The sequence below is a fragment of the Nostoc sp. FACHB-110 genome (genome assembly GCF_014697425.1).
Classification (GTDB): Bacteria; Cyanobacteriota; Cyanobacteriia; order Cyanobacteriales; family Nostocaceae; genus Nostoc_B.
Window position 1 is genome coordinate 108,402 of sequence record NZ_JACJRU010000018.1, and the last position, 18,020, is coordinate 126,421.

Below are 18,020 nucleotides of genomic sequence, written 5' to 3' on the forward strand. Positions count from 1 at the left end.
CTAAAATCACTGTACTCTCCATAAAGTTGAAACTATCCTTATTTATCTCAATCTATCCGAATAATTACTGTAATATCAGATTGATATAGTTAATCATTTTTGCATCTGTTTTAATATATGAGTAACGAAATAAATCATCCATCGTTAGAGAATTTAGAATATGTACCTTATATTGATGAAGCTGGACAGTTACCTGAACAATTTCAAGGAAAAATAGGTGTATATGCCATCTTTGATCACAATAAATCTCTGCAATTTGTGGGATATTCTAGAGATGTATATTTGAGTCTTAAACAGCATTTAGTCCGTCAACCCCAACAATGTTATTGGGTGAAAGTCGCAACTATTGAACGTCCTAGCCGGAGTGTTTTAGAAAGTATTGAGAATAATTGGATTCAAGAACATGGTAGTGTCCCTGGTGGTAATGGAGACAGTAAAGAACAATGGACGCAAGCAATTAATGTCAAAAATCTGATGACCTCCGAAGAACAAGTAATTTATCAAAACCCTGTCAATGATGAATTAGCACAAATGAAAATCCTCAAAAATGTTGCCCGACGAGTAGAGACGGAAATTTTACAAGTTTTAGAAGCGCGTGGTTTACAAATACAATTACGTTTTAATCCTAAATTAAAAGAAGAAGGTTTATTGGATTTGAAATAAAGCAATCATTATTCATTTTTATTAATGAATTGTAAAAAGTATCAGATAGGCAACAAATATAAAAATTAAAGAGTGCAGCTATACTAGCGTAGTACAGCATAGCAGAAAGAATAGATACAGCTATCTGCTTGTTGAAACAAGCTATAATCTGCAACCTGCAATGACAACACAGCTGCTGAACGATCGCTATCAAATTATTAATACACTCGGTGCGGGTGGGTTTGGTGAAACCTATTTGGCAGAAGATACCTATATGCCATCTAAACGCCGTTGTGTAGTCAAGCTGCTACGACCGATTCAAAACAATCCGCAAATCTATCAACTCGTGCAAGAAAGATTTCAACGGGAAGCAGCAATTTTAGAAGAACTTGGCAGTGGTAGTGACCAGATTCCCAAATTGTATGCTTACTTTGAAGCAGGCGGACAATTTTATTTAGTTCAAGAATGGGTAGAAGGTGCGACTTTAACAGTTAAAGTTCAGCAGCAAGGCTTGTTTAACGAAAGTACAGTGCAAGAAATTTTGGTGAATGTTTTACCTGTTTTGGATTACGTGCATTCTCGGCAAATTATTCACCGTGACATCAAGCCAGATAACATCATGCTGCGCCATCGGGACGGAAAACCAGTACTCATTGATTTTGGTGCAGTGCGGGAATCAATGGGAACGGTAGTTAATTCTCAAGGAAATCCTACCAGTTCAATTGTGATTGGTACACCTGGGTATATGCCGAGTGAGCAAGCCGCAGGTAGACCGATGTATTCTAGCGATTTGTATAGCTTGGGAATCACAGCAATTTATTTATTGACTGGAAGACAGCCACAACAACTAGAAACAGACTCCCAGACAGGAGAAATTATCTGGCGACAGTATGCGAGTTATGTAAGTCCAAGGATAGCAGAAGTCATTGAGCGAGCGATCGCTTATCATCCACGCGATCGTTATCCTACCGCTAGAGCTATGCTAGATGCTTTGCAAGAAGTGACAAATCCCTTACCACCAACTCAACCCGTCATTCCCAAACACCAACCTCCGACAATTCCTGTCAATCCTCAACCCCCAACTCCCAGTCACAATCAAAATGGCTTACTTGTGGGTGGATTTATTGCTGGTGGCTTAATAGCTGCATCGATAATTTTTACCCAAGTATTTCCCAAATCTTCTCAACCCATAGCGGAATCATCACTAACACCCTCAGATTCTACTACCCCAACAGTTGAGACTCCCAGTATTTCCCCATCAGCAGCAACTTCACAAGCGGCTATCTTGCAAGTTCCAGAAACTACTCAACCAACACCATCAGCCCAAACCAGAGAAACTCCTGCATTTACTCCACAGCCTGCTGTGACAACTGCGGTGGAAACTACCGACAATTATGCTTGGTTATCAACAAGACTTGTCACCGATGCCGATTTAGACGCGAAAGACGGTTTTACCCTAGATATTATGCGGAATTCCATTTTTGCTCGTCACGGTCGGCGTTTTGACACTCCTGGTTTACAAGAATACTTTGATAATCAACCTTGGTATGTTCCTATTTACTCACCCAAAGCATTTCCGGCAAAATTACTTTCTAAACTAGAACAGCGCAATGTTGATTATATTGCTAGATATCAAGACCGCTATCAACTAAGATATTTTAAAAAATAAATTGTTGGCAACTTTATTGAACATTAATCTTTAAGTAAGTGCCGATCGGTAACAATGTAAATTAGATTACAAATAATTTTATATTTATACATTCGGCACGAAGTTATGCAAATGCTGTTAAATAACCGTTATCAAGTTATCCAAACTTTAGGGAGTGGGGGATTTGGTGAGACATTTCTCGCAGAAGATACGCAAATGCCTTCTCACCGTCGCTGTGTAATTAAACAGCTAAGACCAATTCAAAATAATCCCCAAATCTATCAACTGGTGCAAGAAAGATTCCAACGAGAAGCAGCAATTTTAGAAGATTTAGGTGGTTCTAATCACCAAATTCCGACCCTGTATGCCTATTTTCAATCTTCAGGACAATTTTATGTAGTGCAGGAGTGGATTGAAGGAGAAACCTTAACCAAAAAAGTTCAACAGCAAGGTTTATTCAGTGAAAGTGCGCTCAGAGACTTATTGGTGAATTTATTACCAATTCTAGAGTATGTGCATTCCAAACGAATCATCCACCGCGATATCAAACCCGATAACATCATTATCCGTCATCGAGATGGCAAACCTGTACTGATAGATTTTGGCGCAGTGCGTGAATCAATGGGAACAGTAGTCAATTCTCAAGGAAATCCTACTAGTTCAATTGTGATTGGTACACCTGGATATATGCCAAGTGAGCAAGCCGCAGGTAGACCATTGTATTCCAGTGACATATATAGTCTAGGGATGACAGCAATTTACTTGCTGAGTGGGAAACAACCACAAGAATTAGAAACAGATCCGCGCACTGGGGAAATTGTGTGGCGGAATTATGCCTTGAGTGTAAGTCCTACCCTAGCAGGAATTCTTGATCGCGCGATCGCCTACCACCCCAGAGAACGCTTCGCCACCGCCAGAGAAATGCTCGAAGCTTTGCAAATCGGGACAGTTAGTGTTCCCCCAACCGTACCTTATCAACAACCACAAGTAATTCCACAAGTAACGCCTCAAAACATACCAAACACAGTCGCTGTGAGTCCACGCGCTTTATCTACGCCGCTACCTGTTAAGCAAAACAATAGCCAAAAAGGAATTGTCCTCGGTAGTTTAATTGTGGGTGGATTAATTGGTGCTGCTATAGTGATTGGTTTTGCCATCAATAGACAAAATCAAATATTTGTCGATTCTCAAACACCATCATCTACTGAAGTTTCCCCCAGTCCTGAACAAAATTCTGTGTCACCCGAAACTTCAGCACCCTCTACAAATAATCAACAAGCAGGAGGCTCACCAGAACCGAGCAATTCACCTACATCCACACAACAGTCTTCATCAGCACAACCAGAGACACAGAGAAGCTCTCCCGAACAATTTGTGCAAGACTATTATGCAAGAATTAACGAAGGTCAATATCAAGCAGCGTGGAATCTGCTATCGCCAAGCTATCAAAATAATCAACGTCTTCATCCGAACGGTTATCTTTCTTATCTTGACTGGTGGGGAGGACAAGTAGGAAGTGTAAATGTAGACCAAGTTAGTGTAGTAGAAAGCAACACCGAAACATCTACAGTTGATGCCCAACTTACATACTTTATGAAAAGCGGCAAACAAGTATCTAGTTCTGTAACGTTATCACTTTTATGGGATGTAGATAATAACCGATGGGCGATTAGTGATGCTAATTAGCTGATATTAATTCCACACTGAAGCAAGTCAAATAAGTTAAGCACAATCTATATTCACCAAAATGTGGTAGTGGTAATACAGCCATTTTGTGAATAATTAGTGCTGTAGAGACGGAACATTATCTGTTTTTATCTCGTGATGTACATTTAAAAAGGGCGAATTTTGACGATAAGGCATGGCGTTTTGACGCTTGTAACTGTTCATGACCACAATTTTACTGAACAATCGCTATCAAGTTATTCAGGTACTCGGTGCTGGTGGGTTTGGTGATACCTTTCTGGCAGAAGATACCCATATGCCTTCTCGCCGTCGTTGTGTCATTAAGCAACTGAAACCCATATCCAACGATCCCCAAACCTATCAATTAATTCAACAAAGGTTTGAAAGAGAAGCAGCGACGTTAGAGTATTTGGGTGAAAGTAGTGACCAAATTCCTAGACTTTACGCCTACTTTTTAGAGAATGGACTGTTTTATCTCGTTCAAGAGTGGATTCATGGGCAAACCTTAACAGAAATTGTTGCAGCCCAAGGTTGTCAAAGTGAAAGTACTGTCCGTGGAATTCTCTTAAGTCTGCTATCTGTACTGGATTATGTGCATAGCAAAGGCATAATTCACCGCGATATTAAACCAGATAATATTATTCTCCGCGCTGTGGATGGTAAGCCAGTCTTGATTGATTTTGGTGCTGTGAAAGAAACGATACGGACAATCATTACTACCCCAGGACAGCCAATTCAATCATTGGTAATTGGTACGCCAGGATATATGCCTAGCGAACAAGCTATAGGTAGACCTGTTTACGCTACAGATATTTATAGCTTGGGTTTAACAGCAATTTATCTGTTAACCGCTAAATCACCATCAGAATTACCAACTAATCAACAAACCGGGGAAATTCTCTGGCAAAATTCCGCGCCGCAGGTTTCGCCACAACTAGCAATGGTGTTGAATCAGGCAATTAGACCCCAGGCAAGCGATCGCTACACCACTGCTAGTAAAATGCTATATGCTTTAAACTCAGCCACTGAGAATACATCCACGACAATTAACTTTCGTCCACCAGCTGCAACTGCACAAACACAACCTCTCCAGCCCTTATCTCCCCCTCAGCGCAATTCTTCGCCCACCAATTCACGCAAGTCCTATTGGATATTTGGCGGATTAATTGCAGGTGGCTTATTTGCTGGGGTGGCAATTTCCCGTCTCACCCGTCCCCAACAACCAGAAATACCAATTGTTAGCAATGCTAACCCTAGCGCATCTGCTGTTCCATCTCTACAACCTGAAACTCAGCCTACAGATGCGCTACCTTCTCCTACACCCAGCCCATCAATACAACCACCACAAATCTCAGTTCCTTCGTCGGTGAATAATGATGCCAATTCCGCGAATGAATCACCAAATATAACTAACCAAGAGCCTGTAACTTCTCCTGTCCCCACACCGACAGCTACATTCAATTCGCCCACTGCCACAGATAACCAACCTACTGCTACCCCCACCACCGCAGCACCCACAACACAACCAGAGCAGCCAGAAAGCAAAAAAAAAGCAAGTATCAGCCAGCCAAGCGTACCCGCATTTCCTACAGGTACAGCAAGAAGTACAGTAGAATCCACTCTCGGCCGAAAAAGAAGAGATTTAAGAGGCTTGTGGGGTGATACTCGTGCTGTAACTTACAAATTAGTTCCCAACCAAGTAGATTTAGGTTATCTGTTTGATCGCAAATCTGGAAGATTAGTGCAAACTGAAGCTGCTTTTGCTCAATCTGTAGACCCCCAGGTGATGCAAAATACTTTAAATGGAATGTTAAATGGCCAAGCCTCTTCCCAAATTCAGCAAGGACTACAACAAATTCAACAGCGTCAGAGAGATGATTTTAGCTTTTCTCTGGGTTCTGTGAAGGGTCAAATTGTCCGTCAATCTTGTGACTTAATTTACATCAGTATTTGGGAAGCTGATCTACATCCTATTGGCAATCCAGCAGCAGCTAAACAGTGCTAATACCATTTCACGAAAATCCTGATACAAATCCATCTTTCTCCCTGCCCCCTGCTCCCTGCCCCTCTGCGACCCATTTGTATCAAACTTAAAGGAATTGGTATAACCTCCAGAGCAAAAATAAATATTTGAGGATTACTCACATTTTTGTTGACAAACATGAATTATGCTCATATTATCAAAATATGAGTTTAACTCACATAAACCAGCAACTGAAATGGAGTCTCTGAAAATGAGCAAGAATTTACTCACCCTACCCCATCCCAATCCTGTAAACGCTTTGGAAGAATACAGCCGAGATCACCTGGGATTTATGCAACGCTGCACCCAAGAATATGAAGGTATCGTTCCTCTGAAATTTGATGATCAATGGTTTTGTCTGTTAACCAATCCTGACTATATTACTGAAGTGTTAAAAGACAGACTCTTGTTTGTGAAAACACCAGAACTGCACCTAATACATGAAGTAGTAGGTAATGGCTTGTTAGTCAGTGAAGGTGATTTTTGGTTGCGACAACGACGACTAGCCCAACCTGTTTTCCATCAACAGCAGATTAACAGCTATGCGGCGGTGATGGTGGATTATGCCGAGCAAATGTTAAAAACTTGGCAAGATGGCGAGGTGAAGGATATACAAGCAGCCATGATGCGCCTCAGCCTCAACATCGTGATGAAAACCCTATTTGATCAGAATGTACAGGATGCAGCCGCAGGTAGTATTGACAATGCGCTAAATGAAACCATGAACTGGTTTGAATATCAAGCAGCCAAAGATGTCATGTCTGCACTGTCGGAAATTGGGGAAATAAAACAAAATACCCAACAAATGAGTGCTGAGGAGATGGAACAACGTTATCAAAAAGCGATCGCCTTATTTGATGAAACAATCTATGCCATCATTAAACAGCGTCGCGCCAGTGGTAAAACAGGCAAAGATTTATTAGGAATGCTGATGCAAGTCGAAGATGCGGATGATGGTAGCCGCATGACTGATAAACAATTGCGAGACGAAGCCGTAACATTAATTTTGGCAGGACACGAAACCACCGCTAACGCTCTTTCTTGGACATTCCTGCAATTGGCGCAAAATCCCGATGTCCGCGAAAAACTCAGTACAGAACTCAAAACAGTGTTGAACGGACGCACACCCACTCTAGCTGATTTACCCCAGTTAACTTACACCAATTGGGTGATTAAAGAATCTATGCGCCTGTATCCTCCTGTTACCGAAATTTCCCGGGAAGCAACCCAAGATTGTGAAATTGGTGGCTATTTTATTCCCAAAGGAACAAACTTAATTGTGAGTCAATGGGCTATGCACCGTGATGGGCGTTATTTTTCTGAACCAGAATTGTTTCAACCAGAACGCTGGGCTAATGACCTAGAAAAACAATTACCTCGTGGTGTGTATTTCCCCTTCGGTGATGGGCCGCGTGTTTGTATTGGTAAGAGTTTCGCCCTGATGGAAGCTGTTTTATTACTAGCAACAATCGCCCAAAAATTCCAACTTGATCTCGTTAGCAATCAAAACATCGAACTTCAGATATCTATTACCCTCCGCGCCAGACACGGTATTCAATTTCTCTTGAAAGCAGCTGCATAGAATTTACTTCAAATCATGAGAAGTTGGTTGCGGTCAGATATCCGACTTCTTCAATCAGTCGGGTATCTATTTTTCTCTAATATTGTGAAGGTAATTAAATTATGAAGGGATTAATAGAACAAGAGCAGATTATTCAAACTAATAAAAATTATTCCGAAAGTATTTTATCTTTGGCGCGATTGAGTGATTCTATTTTTGCTTTTGCAATGGCTTTAATGGTAATTGCCTTCGACTTACCAGAAGATGCTAAAGGGATGACAGACAGTGATATTAATGTTTTTTTATTTAGTCAGTTAAAACCGTTAGGAACTTACGCTATCACCTTTGTTTTAGTTGCAACTTATTGGATTTCTCATTCTCGGCAATTAAAGTATTTAAAGAGAACCGATGAAAACCATTTGTGGATTTCTGTAGGGTATTTAATGGTCTTGTTTTTAGTGCCTTTATCTAATGATTTAGTCATAACATTTCCAGATAATTTGCTGGTCAAAGTTTGGTTTAGTTTAAATATCGCTGTAATTGGGTTTGTTTCTTGGCTAAGTTGGTCTTATGCAACAAGCGATCGCAAATTAGTAGATAGTGATTTAGATGATGAGACAATTCGCTCAATCAAAATCAAAGCTTTAATAGAACCGATATGTGCATTGATTTCCATTGGGGTGGCTTATCTTAACCAAGAGTTATGGGACTATTTTTGGGTGGTACTGTTTTTTGCCTATTCTCCATTGGAAAAATATTTAAATAAATCAGATGATTTGTTGCGATAAATTTGTTGAATTTAGCTAATCATTTATAAGAATAATTTCAAAGGTAAATAAATCAGATGTTAGCAAATTTGAGTCTTCCCCGTTGGACATTTTGGTGTTTTGTGATTCCGGTTTTATTTCTCAATTTATGTTTATTACAAATTATCTCACAGCAATTACAACCCATCCCCAACATTTTATTAGTTGCTAGTTTACTAGCTTTTCTCTTAAATTTTCCCATTAGTTATCTCGAAAAACGGGGTGTAGGAAGGATTTGGTCGGTATTGTTGGTTCTCATACTTGCCGTGACAGCTTTTTTAGTTCTGGGTTTTGGTGTCGCACCTATTGTATATCAACAATTAATTGAATTTGGCGATCGCCTACCAGCATTAATTGATCAAGGACAACAGCAACTCCAAGAAATTCACATCAACATACCCCTAGCACACTTATCTTTTGATGCTTCCAACCTCACTACAGAAGTTATCAATAAATTTACCCAAAGTCTAGAATCTTTACCCAGTCAAATTGTAGATTTTCTCTTTGGTATCTTTGATAGTACGCTGAATTTACTGATTACAATCGTTCTCACCATCCTCCTAATTTTTAACGGTTCTAGTTTGTGGAATGCGTTGTTTAAACTATTCCCTCAACCTTGGAATGTCCAATTACCATCTCTGATTCAGCAGAGTTTTCAAAACTACTTTGCGGGACAAGCAACTTTAGCAATGATTGAAGGTACTGCACTTATAGTTTTATTTTTGGTATTTCAAATTCCCTTCGGGCTATTATTTGGTTTTGTGATTGGGATAGCGAGTTTTATCCCTTTTGGTGGAACTGTGACAATATCTCTAATTCTTCCCATACTTGCTATCCAAAATATTTGGTTAGCAGTAAAGTTATTAGTGATAGCCGTGCTGGTAGGACAAATTAACGAAACTATTGTTGCACCTCGTTTAATGGGTCAAATGACTGGCGTAAATCCTGCTGTTATTTTTATTTCTCTGCTGTGTGGTGCAAAATTAGGTGGAGTATTAGGAGTTTTGCTGGCTGTCCCCCTAACTAGCTTGTTGAAAAGATTTGCAGAATCCTGGTTGAATAGTAGGGAATTAGTAGTGGACTGATGGGACTAAAATATTGCATTAAAGTTTGGATAAAATTAACCGCAGATAAACGCAGATGGACGCGGATAAAATTTTTGTGACTGCACTAAATTAGCTATTTGACATCCTCCTCAGCCTGAAGGCGTGAGGATTCCAATCTAATCAAACAGACTTAACTGTATGAATTCTTGGCGGGGTCAGTCCATTACTATTGTGCAGTTTGGATAAGCCCTGACCTATCCCTACTAAAGTTTCAAAACTGCTTGAATAGACTCACTTAAAGTTGTGGTGGGACGGCCTATCAGTTGGCTTAGGGTTTGGCTATCATCAAACAACCCTCCTTTTGCTGCTCCTGTCTCAGATTCTGCTAACATCACAGCAACAGGCTCAGGTAAGCCAGCATTTTTTAATACATTAATATACTCATCTTCAGACAAATTCTGATAAATCACTTGCTTACCAGACTGCTGGCTGACTTCGGCAGCAAATTCGCTCAATGTATAGGCTACATCACCAGACAATTCATAGACTTTACCAGCTTGGTCATTGGCTAATAAAACGGTGGCTGCGGCTGCGGCATAATCGGCGCGGGCTGCGGATGCGATTTTAGCTTCTCCAGCACAGCCCATAACTGCACCATATTCTAAAGCTACGGGAATACTGACTATGTAATTTTCTGTATACCAACTATTACGTAATATCACATAAGGAACACCAGATTCTTTTAGAACTACTTCAGTCTGGTAATGTTCTGCTGCTAGAGGTAGGGGACTGCTATCTGCGTGTAAGAGACTGGTATAAGCCAGTAATTTGACTCCGGCTTGTTTACAGGCGTTGATGACGTTTGTGTGCTGAGTTACGCGATCGCCAATTTCACTGGAGGAGATGAGCAATACTTTTTCTGCACCAGCGAAGGCGATATCTAATGTGTGGGGTTGGGTGTAATCAATCTGCCGCACCTGCACGCCTAAACTGGCAAAATCTGATACTTTTTCTGGATTGCGAACCGCAGCGACTAGTTGATTGGCAGGAACGGATTTTAATAGTTCATGCAATACTAATCTGCCTAACTGACCCGATGCAGCAGTGATGACAATCATATTTTTTAGTTGGTTAATTTTTGGATGTCGATAAACCTAATATAATTTCATTACTAACTTTTGGTAAGTACCAACAAAAAAGTAAGTATATGAGCGATCGCCATGATGATTCCAAGACGCTGACACAACGCCTGGAAATAGGGAATATTTTCGCCGCGCCATGTCCTTCACGAGACATTCTGAAACACGTTTGCAGCAAATGGGGTGTACTGATTCTGATTGCGCTGTGCCAAGGGACTCACAGATTTAGCGAGTTGAGACGCAAAATGGGGGGAGTCAGTGAAAAAATGCTGGCTCAAAGTCTACAATCCCTGGCGGAAGATGGTTTTGTGTTGCGTGTATCTCACCATGTGGTTCCGCCTGTTGTTGAGTACAGCCTGACTCCGATGGGAGAAGAAGTTGCCGATCGCGTCGCCGCTTTAGCAGACTGGATTGAACTCAATACGCCAAGGGTGTTGGATGCAAGGAAGAAGTTGGAGCGATAGTAATAATCTCACAAAGTCGCGTTGCTTCCATCAGAGGGGAAATAGCTTTGCAGATAACTTAAAGTCAATCGTTTGGTTTCTGCTACCAATCGCGGTTGAAATGTTTTTTCTTGACTGAGAGATAGCCATAGTAATGTGCCGATCATCTTGACTAAAATAAAGGCGATCGCTTCATAGTCTGTTGTCTCTAAACCTGCTTCCCGTTGTGCGAATAAGCTGGCTAAATCTCGAATAAGTGCCGCATCCGCCGCTTCTCCAACGGCTTGCACTTCAGGTAGCGCACCCTGAACTTCCATAAAAATCGCGTAATAGCCGGGATTCTCAGCAAAATGCTGCTCGGAGATATCAATCAACTGATCAACCAAGACAGATAAGGGCAGTTTTACCAAATCGGGATTATCGAGTATTCCCAATTTTTGATGCAGACGTTCTTCATACCGCATAGCCAAAGCCTGCATAATCGCTGTCTTATCTGGAAAAAACTGGTAGAGCGACCCGATGGGTATCTTCGCACCAGCCGCTATCGCGTTGGTTGTGGTGGCGTTATAGCCCTGAGAAATAAACAATTCTTCTGCTACATCAATAATGCGGTTGACTCTTTCTTGACTGCGGGCTTGTCGGGGCTTGCGGCGCATTCCAGCGGCTGATGGGCTTTCAGTCATACATTACCTCTATAGTAAGCATACATATATGAGTATTATTCATATTTTGCTTGACGCTCAATGAGTTTTACTCCTATGATTTAAATATGAGACTTACTCATATATTAACGCAAATTCTGATGGAGCAATGTTGCTATGAGCAAAGATTTACTGACTTTACCCCAGCCAAATTCGCGGGCGGCAGTTGAAGAAGACAGATGCGCTCGCTGGAGATTAATGCTTCACTCCACTCAACAAAGAACCACTCAGAATCAGCATCGACGCTGCCAAAATGCGATCGCACTGCTTGATGAAACGGTGTCTGCCATGATTGAAAATCTTCCAACACCCTGTTCAAAAGTGTAGGCTTTTAAAAATTCTGAGAGTATGTTCACCCAAGCAATTTTAATTTTAACTAAACTGTTCAATAATTCCACCGCCTAATACTTTTTCGCCGTCGTACCAAACCGCAGCTTGTCCAGGTGTAATACTAAATTGTGGTTCCTCAAACACCAAACGGACGCGGGAATTTTCTAGAGGAATTACTGTGACTGGTACAGGGGTAGAACGATAGCGGACTTGCACTTCGGTGTGAATTGGGGTTGTGGGTTCAGCGATGGAAACCCAGTTTACCCGGCCTACTGTACATTCTGGCTGAGTGACTTTGGTGCGATCGCCTACAACTACACGATTATTCACAGCATCTAATTCCACCACATACAATGGTTCAGCCGCCGCAATTCCTAAACCTTTACGTTGACCAATGGTGTAGTGATGCACACCATCATGCTGTCCTAAAACTTTACCTGTGGTATCGACAATATCGCCTTTTTTGGGTGCGAGATATTTATCCAAAAATGCCCGCATCGAACCGTTGCTTTCTACTAAGCACAAGTCTTGGCTTTCGGGTTTTTCGGCGGTTGTCAATCCGAATTCAGCAGCAATGCGGCGCGTATCTGCTTTTTCTAACTCTCCTAGAGGAAATACGGAAGCTGCTAGTAAATCTTGAGACAAATCATACAAAAAGTAAGACTGGTCTTTATTGCGGTCAACTGCTCTTAATAATTGGTAACGCCCAGTTGCTTCATCATAGCCAATGCGGGCATAATGACCAGTGGCAATGCGATCGCATCCCAATTTTTCACGGGCATACTCAACCATTGGCCCAAACTTCACCGTTTTATTACACTGTGAGCAAGGTAACGGTGTAATTCCTGCACTATAGCCAGATACTAAAAAATCAACAATATTTGTCTGAAAGACATCACGAATATCAACAACTTCATGGGATATTCCCAGTTGTTCGCAAATATTAGCCGCGTCGATCATTCCTTCAGAGCAACATTGCCCTTTGCCTTTCATTAGCCAAAGGGTTAAACCAATCACTTCATAGCCCTGATTGTGTAGGATAGCAGCAGCGGTGGAACTGTCAACGCCACCGGAAAGACCAACGACAACTTTTTTCATATCTCTATAGTTTTTTAAGCTAGCGGCTGCTGGCGACAGAGATTAAAACTAATAATTTCATGACTCAAGGTGCTAGTAGAGGCTGTTCATACAAGCACAATACGGCAGCTGCGCGACTGCTCAATTGTAGCATATATATCTCAAACCCTTGCTAGTCAAGCACTTGAGTTGTTAACTACACAACTCTCGAACCAGTTCCCTACTATATGTATCCATTGCCACCTAGCCTTGCTGATTTTATCCTTAGACTATATAGTTTGAAAAATCTTGTTACTCCTATGTCCATGCAGTTATCAGGTCAGTTGATGGCATTACCGATAATACACTTATTTTTGGGAAGTTGCTTGGCGATCGCTTCCCAAAGTCAAGCTCAAGCTCATACTAACAATCATCATATTTTGCTGTCTCAACAAACAGTCGTTGATACTTTACCACCACCGCCAGATACTTTTGTAATTCCTGGTAATCAACAAACTTTACCCCAATTACAACCAGGGCAAGTTGAGCAATATGAGCAAAATCCCTTACTTTACCCATCAACAGAAAATCAGTATCAGCAAAATCCTTTAATTTTGCAACAAAGCCAGCCAAATCAATACAGCCAAAACTTTGAACGCTACTTTGTATACGTCAATAGTAGCGATTACCAAACACTGCAACGCGTCCGCAGAATTGAACCCAGTGCTTACATTCGACAGTACAGAGGCCGTTCTGTAATTCAATCAGGCGTTTTTAACAGACAATCTAACGCCCAACAGCGTGTCAGAGAACTTGAATATTATGGGATTCGTGGTGCAAGGGCTGTCAGCTTTTCTGGTGGGGAGGAAATACAAAGTTTTAATGCTAATCCTACTAGAAATGCACCCACTAGAAATAACAGATACTATGTGATTATTCCTGGCAAACTGCAAGATTTACCTGCAATTAGCGACAGAATTATTCAAAATAGCGGATATTCTAGCTTAGTTCAAGAAAGACAAAAACCCCTAGGCCCCCATGTAGCCGTTGGGCCATTTGCTGAACGTGGTGATGCCGATAGATGGAATAAATATGTCCACGAATTGGGATTTGGTAATGCTAGGGTTTACTACAGTCGGTAAGTATTGAGTGCTGAAGCGCGGTAGCGGGGCGTTTAGCCTGTGCTGAGTGCTGAGTATGGAGTTAAAAGTAAAGAGTGAATAGTTTTAACTCGTTAATTGGAATTATGCAGAATCTACAATCAATTAACACTCAGCACTCTCAAAACAGGCAAGAACAGATTTCACAAATGGTAGTCACTGCTGGGCAAATGCGGGATATTGAAGAGCGTATCTTTGCTGCTGGAATGCCTGTAGCAGCTTTAATGGAAAAAGTAGCGGGACTAATTGCCCTTCGCATTCAAGATTTGTTTCCCTTGTCTGGAAACGCTCGCCGTGTGGGAATTTTAGTCGGCCCTGGGCATAATGGGGGCGATGCTTTGGTTGTAGCCCGTGAATTACACTTTCGTGGCTATGAAGTTTGGTTATATTCGCCTTTTTTTAAGTTAAAAGAATTAACAGCACAACATTTACAATATGCCCAAAGTTTGGGTATTTCTTGTTATGACAATGTTGAGCAATTGCCAAATTGTGATGTTTTAATTGATGGTTTGTTTGGATTTGGGTTAGAAAGACAGTTGACTGATGCTATAGCTTTAGCAATTAATCAGTTTAACGAATGGAATCAACCGATTATTAGTATTGATATACCTTCAGGTTTACACACTGATACAGGTGAAGTTTTAGGGACAGCAATTCGCGCTACTTACACATTATGTCTTGGTTTGTGGAAGCTGGGTTTATTGCAGGATCATGCTTTGGAGTATGTTGGCAAAGCTGAATTAATTGATTTTGATATTCCTGTTGCAGATGTGCAAGCTGTATTAGAAAATCAACCAAAAATTCAACGTATTACCAAAAAAACAGCACTTTCTACTTTACCTTTGCCGCGTCCAGCAGTTACTCATAAATATAAAGAAGGACATTTATTATTAATTTGCGGTTCACGGCGTTATGCTGGCGGTGCAATTTTAACAGCTTTAGGGGCGCGTGCTAGTGGTGTGGGAATGCTTTCTATTGCGGTTCCTGAATCTTTAAAATTGATTTTGGTGTCGCATTTACCGGAAGCACTAATTATTGGCTGTCCGGAAACGGAGACAGGGACAATTTCGCAACTACAATTACCTGATAACACAGATTTAAGTTCTTTTAGTACGATCGCTTGTGGCCCTGGTTTAACCCGCGAAGCTACTCCCATTGTGCAACAAGTGATGAAGTGCGATCGCACCTTAGTTCTCGATGCCGATGCTTTAAATATTTTGGCACAGCTAGGAACCATCCCCACCTTACAACAACGGCAAGCCGCAACTGTGCTGACACCCCATACAGGTGAATTCCAAAGATTATTCCCTGATGTACCTGATGCTAAACACGACAGAATCAAAGCTGTCAAAGAAGCCGCCGCCCAAAGTAGCGCAGTGGTATTGTTAAAAGGGGCTAGGACGGCAATTGCCAATTTTCAAGGCGCAGTTTGGATTCTGCCGGAAAGCACTCCAGCCTTAGCCCGTGGTGGCAGTGGTGATGTACTAACAGGGATACTTGGAGGTTTATTAGCCCAAGCTGCGACAAAACAAATTCCTGTAGAAGATATTGTCGCTACTGCTGCTTGGTGGCATTCTCAAGCAGGCATTATAGCAGCCCAAGAACGTACAGAATTAGGGGTAGATGCCTTTACATTGACCCAATATTTAATCCCCGCACTCAGCACTTAACAGTGTTACCCTACGATAAAGTTTGAGGGTGTCTCATGCTGAAGCTATATCACAATCATCTCTCAATGAACTCTCGCAGAGTATGGATTGCACTGCTAGAAAAAGAACTAGAGTTTGATTTAGTAGACATCAAACTAGATGGTGATCAACTAAAACCAGAATTTTTAGCGATGAATCCTTTCCACCACATTCCAGTTTTCGTAGATGATGGCTTTAATGTGGTGGAATCTTTGGCTATTTTGGATTATTTAGAAGCAAAATATCCTAGCCCTAACTTATTACCTAGCAACGCTCAAGATTTAGCAGTTGTGCGAATGGTAGAAATGGCAACAGTCAATGAAGTAATTCCGGCGATGAATCCATTCATTTATAAAATGATGGGTTTTCCTGGTAATGAAGATTTGCAGAAACTAGAAAAGGCCAAACAACAAATAGCTACAGGGCTAGAATTTTTGGAAAAATTGTTAGGAAATCGCCCATATTTTGGTAGTGATCAGTTAACTCTTGCCGATATTGTGGCTGGATGTGCTGTACCTTTATTGCCTATGTTGGATTATCCTTTAAATCACTACCAAAAACTCAATGCTTGGGCTGAAAAATTGATACAGCGCCCGTCTTGGCAAACTACCGCACCTACTCCAGAGTTAATTGAAGCATTTAAATCTCGAATGCAAACTTTGATGGCACAGCGTCAATAAATAGTTACTAAATCGTAATTCGTAATTCAATTTTGAAATAACAATTACGAATTACGCTAGCATCGCCTTAGCGAGTCTTTGGGTGTCATTACAAATTACAACTTAACTTGCTGTAAATGACTGCGGGGATTATATGTACGTATAGCCCTAATTTTCTCATAATACTCGCGTTCTTCTGGGCTGAGGTCTTTTGGTGGTGCGATCGCTACTTTCACCATCTGATCACCACGTCCACCTTTGGGTAAAGGCCAGCCTTTGCCCCGCAAACGCAAGGATTGACCAGAACGCACTCCCGCAGGCAATTTGACATTGACACTGCCGTCAGGTGTAGGCACATCAATAGAAGCACCTAAAGTCGCTTCATCGGGTGTAATAGGCACTTCACAGACCAAATTATCGCCTTCAATTTGGAAAAACGAATGAGGTTGAAATTCAACTTTTAAGTACAAATCTCCCCGTTGCTGTGTCATTGGGTTAATTTGACCTTTACCCCGCACCCGCAAACGACTACCAGGTTTAGCACCAGGTGGAATGCGAACATCTATTGTTTCGTTACCCAAGCTAAAGCGTTTCTGCACACCAGCAAACGCTTCTGCAAAAGTCAGAGTAATTGTTGCTTCCGCATCTTGGGATGCACCCGCACCTGCACCAAAATCTTGGAAACCAAAGTCGTTAAAGCCGCCACCAAAACCATTTGGTCTACCTGTACTAGTCCGGTAAGAGTAGTTTTGTCTACCCGCAGCGCGAGGGCCGCCAGGCGCACCACCAAAGCGGCCTAGCAACTCATTGATGAATTCATCAAAACTTCCATATTGGCTAAAGTCGAAGCCGTTCATATCAACGCCAGCCCCACCGCCAGGGAAGCCTTCGCCAACTTGTTTCCAATATTGACCAAATTGGTCGTATTTTTTGCGCTTATCGGGGTCAGATAATACTTCGTAGGCTTCGTTGACTTCTTTAAAACGCGCTTCTGCTTGTTTGTTGCCAGGGTTGACATCAGGGTGAAATTTACGCGCTAGTTTACGAAACGCTTGTTTAATTTCATCTGGACTGGCAGTCTTACTAACTCCTAAAAGTGAATAATAGTCTTTGAAGTCGGTTGCAGCCATCTACCAGCCTCCTGTAAAAATTTACTTTAAGTTTTTTTGTAAGATGGGAGATTTATATTTTGCTAGGTATAATGCCGAGCAATTAGATTCTGATTTTAAATTAACAAAGAATAAACAAAATCAAGTGGGGTTCTTGCTGAAGACGCAAGGGCAATTTCCGTACTCTGACAAGGGGAGTAGGGAGTAGGAATATAGCATTAAGTAGGTCGGCGTAAATAATCAATGTTGGGATAAGGCAGGGGGCAGGGGGCAGGGAGCAGGGGGAGAAAGAGTTTGAGCATTATTTACTTTTCTTCACACAG

General features: G+C 41.4%; 16 protein-coding genes. 12 read left to right on the plus strand and 4 right to left on the minus strand.

Annotation, left to right across the window (positions count from 1 at the left end; all coding sequences use genetic code 11):
• The first annotated feature begins 117 nt into the window (after nt 1-117).
• From H6G69_RS17830 to H6G69_RS17860, 7 genes are all read left to right on the plus strand, one after another.
• Nucleotides 118-663 carry a GIY-YIG nuclease family protein gene (locus H6G69_RS17830; RefSeq protein WP_190690002.1) on the plus strand — a complete coding sequence of 182 codons (546 nt, stop codon included), beginning with the start codon at nt 118-120 and terminating at the stop codon, nt 661-663.
• Nucleotides 664-823: 160 nt separating this feature from the next.
• Nucleotides 824-2,311, plus strand: coding sequence for a protein kinase domain-containing protein (locus H6G69_RS17835; protein ID WP_190690003.1), 1,488 nt, complete (start codon nt 824-826; stop codon nt 2,309-2,311).
• A 105-nt stretch (nt 2,312-2,416) separates the two neighbouring features.
• Complete coding sequence (locus H6G69_RS17840; RefSeq protein WP_190690006.1) at nt 2,417-3,976, plus strand: serine/threonine-protein kinase; 1,560 nt, start codon at nt 2,417-2,419, stop codon at nt 3,974-3,976.
• 202 nt (nt 3,977-4,178) lie between these two features.
• Complete coding sequence (locus tag H6G69_RS17845) at nt 4,179-5,981, plus strand: serine/threonine-protein kinase (RefSeq protein WP_190690010.1); 1,803 nt, start codon at nt 4,179-4,181, stop codon at nt 5,979-5,981.
• 229 nt (nt 5,982-6,210) lie between these two features.
• Nucleotides 6,211-7,581, plus strand: a complete 1,371-nt coding sequence (locus tag H6G69_RS17850) for a cytochrome P450 (protein ID WP_190690012.1) — start codon at nt 6,211-6,213, stop codon at nt 7,579-7,581.
• 101 nt (nt 7,582-7,682) lie between these two features.
• Nucleotides 7,683-8,348 (plus strand): TMEM175 family protein, encoded by a 666-nt coding sequence (locus H6G69_RS17855; RefSeq protein ID WP_190690015.1) that lies wholly within the window; start codon nt 7,683-7,685, stop codon nt 8,346-8,348.
• Between the two features lie 56 nt (nt 8,349-8,404).
• Nucleotides 8,405-9,451 carry an AI-2E family transporter gene (locus H6G69_RS17860; protein ID WP_190690018.1) on the plus strand — a complete coding sequence of 349 codons (1,047 nt, stop codon included), beginning with the start codon at nt 8,405-8,407 and terminating at the stop codon, nt 9,449-9,451.
• Nucleotides 9,452-9,675: 224 nt separating this feature from the next.
• Here the strand turns inward: H6G69_RS17860 and H6G69_RS17865 are convergent, their stop codons facing one another.
• Nucleotides 9,676-10,530 (minus strand): SDR family oxidoreductase, encoded by an 855-nt coding sequence (locus H6G69_RS17865; protein ID WP_190690021.1) that lies wholly within the window; start codon nt 10,528-10,530, stop codon nt 9,676-9,678.
• A 20-nt stretch (nt 10,531-10,550) separates the two neighbouring features.
• On the opposite strand from H6G69_RS17865, the gene H6G69_RS17870 reads away from it, so the two are divergent.
• Nucleotides 10,551-11,015: a helix-turn-helix domain-containing protein gene (locus tag H6G69_RS17870; protein WP_277883408.1), complete on the plus strand. Its 465-nt coding sequence runs from the start codon at nt 10,551-10,553 to the stop codon at nt 11,013-11,015.
• Between the two features lie 8 nt (nt 11,016-11,023).
• On the opposite strand, the gene H6G69_RS17875 is transcribed toward H6G69_RS17870, so the two are convergent.
• Nucleotides 11,024-11,677: a TetR/AcrR family transcriptional regulator gene (locus tag H6G69_RS17875; protein WP_190690024.1), complete on the minus strand. Its 654-nt coding sequence runs from the start codon at nt 11,675-11,677 to the stop codon at nt 11,024-11,026.
• A 135-nt stretch (nt 11,678-11,812) separates the two neighbouring features.
• Here H6G69_RS17875 and H6G69_RS17880 point away from each other — a divergent pair, with 135 nt between their 5' ends.
• Complete coding sequence (locus H6G69_RS17880; RefSeq protein ID WP_190690027.1) at nt 11,813-12,022, plus strand: hypothetical protein; 210 nt, start codon at nt 11,813-11,815, stop codon at nt 12,020-12,022.
• Nucleotides 12,023-12,067: 45 nt separating this feature from the next.
• Here the strand turns inward: H6G69_RS17880 and mnmA are convergent, their stop codons facing one another.
• Complete coding sequence (gene mnmA, locus H6G69_RS17885; RefSeq protein WP_190690030.1) at nt 12,068-13,123, minus strand: tRNA 2-thiouridine(34) synthase MnmA; 1,056 nt, start codon at nt 13,121-13,123, stop codon at nt 12,068-12,070.
• A gap of 278 nt (nt 13,124-13,401) precedes the next feature.
• Between mnmA and H6G69_RS17890 the strand changes: the two genes are divergently transcribed.
• From H6G69_RS17890 to H6G69_RS17900, 3 genes are all read left to right on the plus strand, one after another.
• On the plus strand, nt 13,402-14,223 hold the full coding sequence (locus H6G69_RS17890) for a hypothetical protein (RefSeq protein ID WP_190690033.1): 822 nt from the start codon (nt 13,402-13,404) through the stop codon (nt 14,221-14,223).
• Between the two features lie 104 nt (nt 14,224-14,327).
• Nucleotides 14,328-15,911: an NAD(P)H-hydrate dehydratase gene (locus H6G69_RS17895; RefSeq protein ID WP_190690035.1), complete on the plus strand. Its 1,584-nt coding sequence runs from the start codon at nt 14,328-14,330 to the stop codon at nt 15,909-15,911.
• Nucleotides 15,912-15,946: 35 nt separating this feature from the next.
• A complete protein-coding gene (locus H6G69_RS17900) occupies nt 15,947-16,609 on the plus strand; it encodes a glutathione S-transferase family protein (protein ID WP_190690039.1) in 663 nt (220 codons plus the stop codon).
• A 95-nt stretch (nt 16,610-16,704) separates the two neighbouring features.
• Here H6G69_RS17900 and H6G69_RS17905 read toward each other — a convergent pair whose 3' ends face one another.
• Complete coding sequence (locus H6G69_RS17905; RefSeq protein ID WP_190690042.1) at nt 16,705-17,718, minus strand: DnaJ C-terminal domain-containing protein; 1,014 nt, start codon at nt 17,716-17,718, stop codon at nt 16,705-16,707.
• Between the last annotated feature and the right edge of the window lie 302 nt (nt 17,719-18,020).

Coding starts and splice junctions, on each gene's coding strand:
- H6G69_RS17830 (WP_190690002.1), top strand. CDS start 118: ATGAGTAACGAAATAAATCATCCATCGTTAGAGAATTTAGAATATGTA.
- H6G69_RS17835 (WP_190690003.1), top strand. CDS start 824: ATGACAACACAGCTGCTGAACGATCGCTATCAAATTATTAATACACTC.
- H6G69_RS17840 (WP_190690006.1), top strand. CDS start 2,417: ATGCAAATGCTGTTAAATAACCGTTATCAAGTTATCCAAACTTTAGGG.
- H6G69_RS17845 (WP_190690010.1), top strand. CDS start 4,179: ATGACCACAATTTTACTGAACAATCGCTATCAAGTTATTCAGGTACTC.
- H6G69_RS17850 (WP_190690012.1), top strand. CDS start 6,211: ATGAGCAAGAATTTACTCACCCTACCCCATCCCAATCCTGTAAACGCT.
- H6G69_RS17855 (WP_190690015.1), top strand. CDS start 7,683: ATGAAGGGATTAATAGAACAAGAGCAGATTATTCAAACTAATAAAAAT.
- H6G69_RS17860 (WP_190690018.1), top strand. CDS start 8,405: ATGTTAGCAAATTTGAGTCTTCCCCGTTGGACATTTTGGTGTTTTGTG.
- H6G69_RS17865 (WP_190690021.1), bottom strand. CDS start 10,530: ATGATTGTCATCACTGCTGCATCGGGTCAGTTAGGCAGATTAGTATTG.
- H6G69_RS17875 (WP_190690024.1), bottom strand. CDS start 11,677: ATGACTGAAAGCCCATCAGCCGCTGGAATGCGCCGCAAGCCCCGACAA.
- H6G69_RS17880 (WP_190690027.1), top strand. CDS start 11,813: ATGAGCAAAGATTTACTGACTTTACCCCAGCCAAATTCGCGGGCGGCA.
- mnmA (WP_190690030.1), bottom strand. CDS start 13,123: ATGAAAAAAGTTGTCGTTGGTCTTTCCGGTGGCGTTGACAGTTCCACC.
- H6G69_RS17890 (WP_190690033.1), top strand. CDS start 13,402: ATGTCCATGCAGTTATCAGGTCAGTTGATGGCATTACCGATAATACAC.
- H6G69_RS17895 (WP_190690035.1), top strand. CDS start 14,328: ATGCAGAATCTACAATCAATTAACACTCAGCACTCTCAAAACAGGCAA.
- H6G69_RS17900 (WP_190690039.1), top strand. CDS start 15,947: ATGCTGAAGCTATATCACAATCATCTCTCAATGAACTCTCGCAGAGTA.
- H6G69_RS17905 (WP_190690042.1), bottom strand. CDS start 17,718: ATGGCTGCAACCGACTTCAAAGACTATTATTCACTTTTAGGAGTTAGT.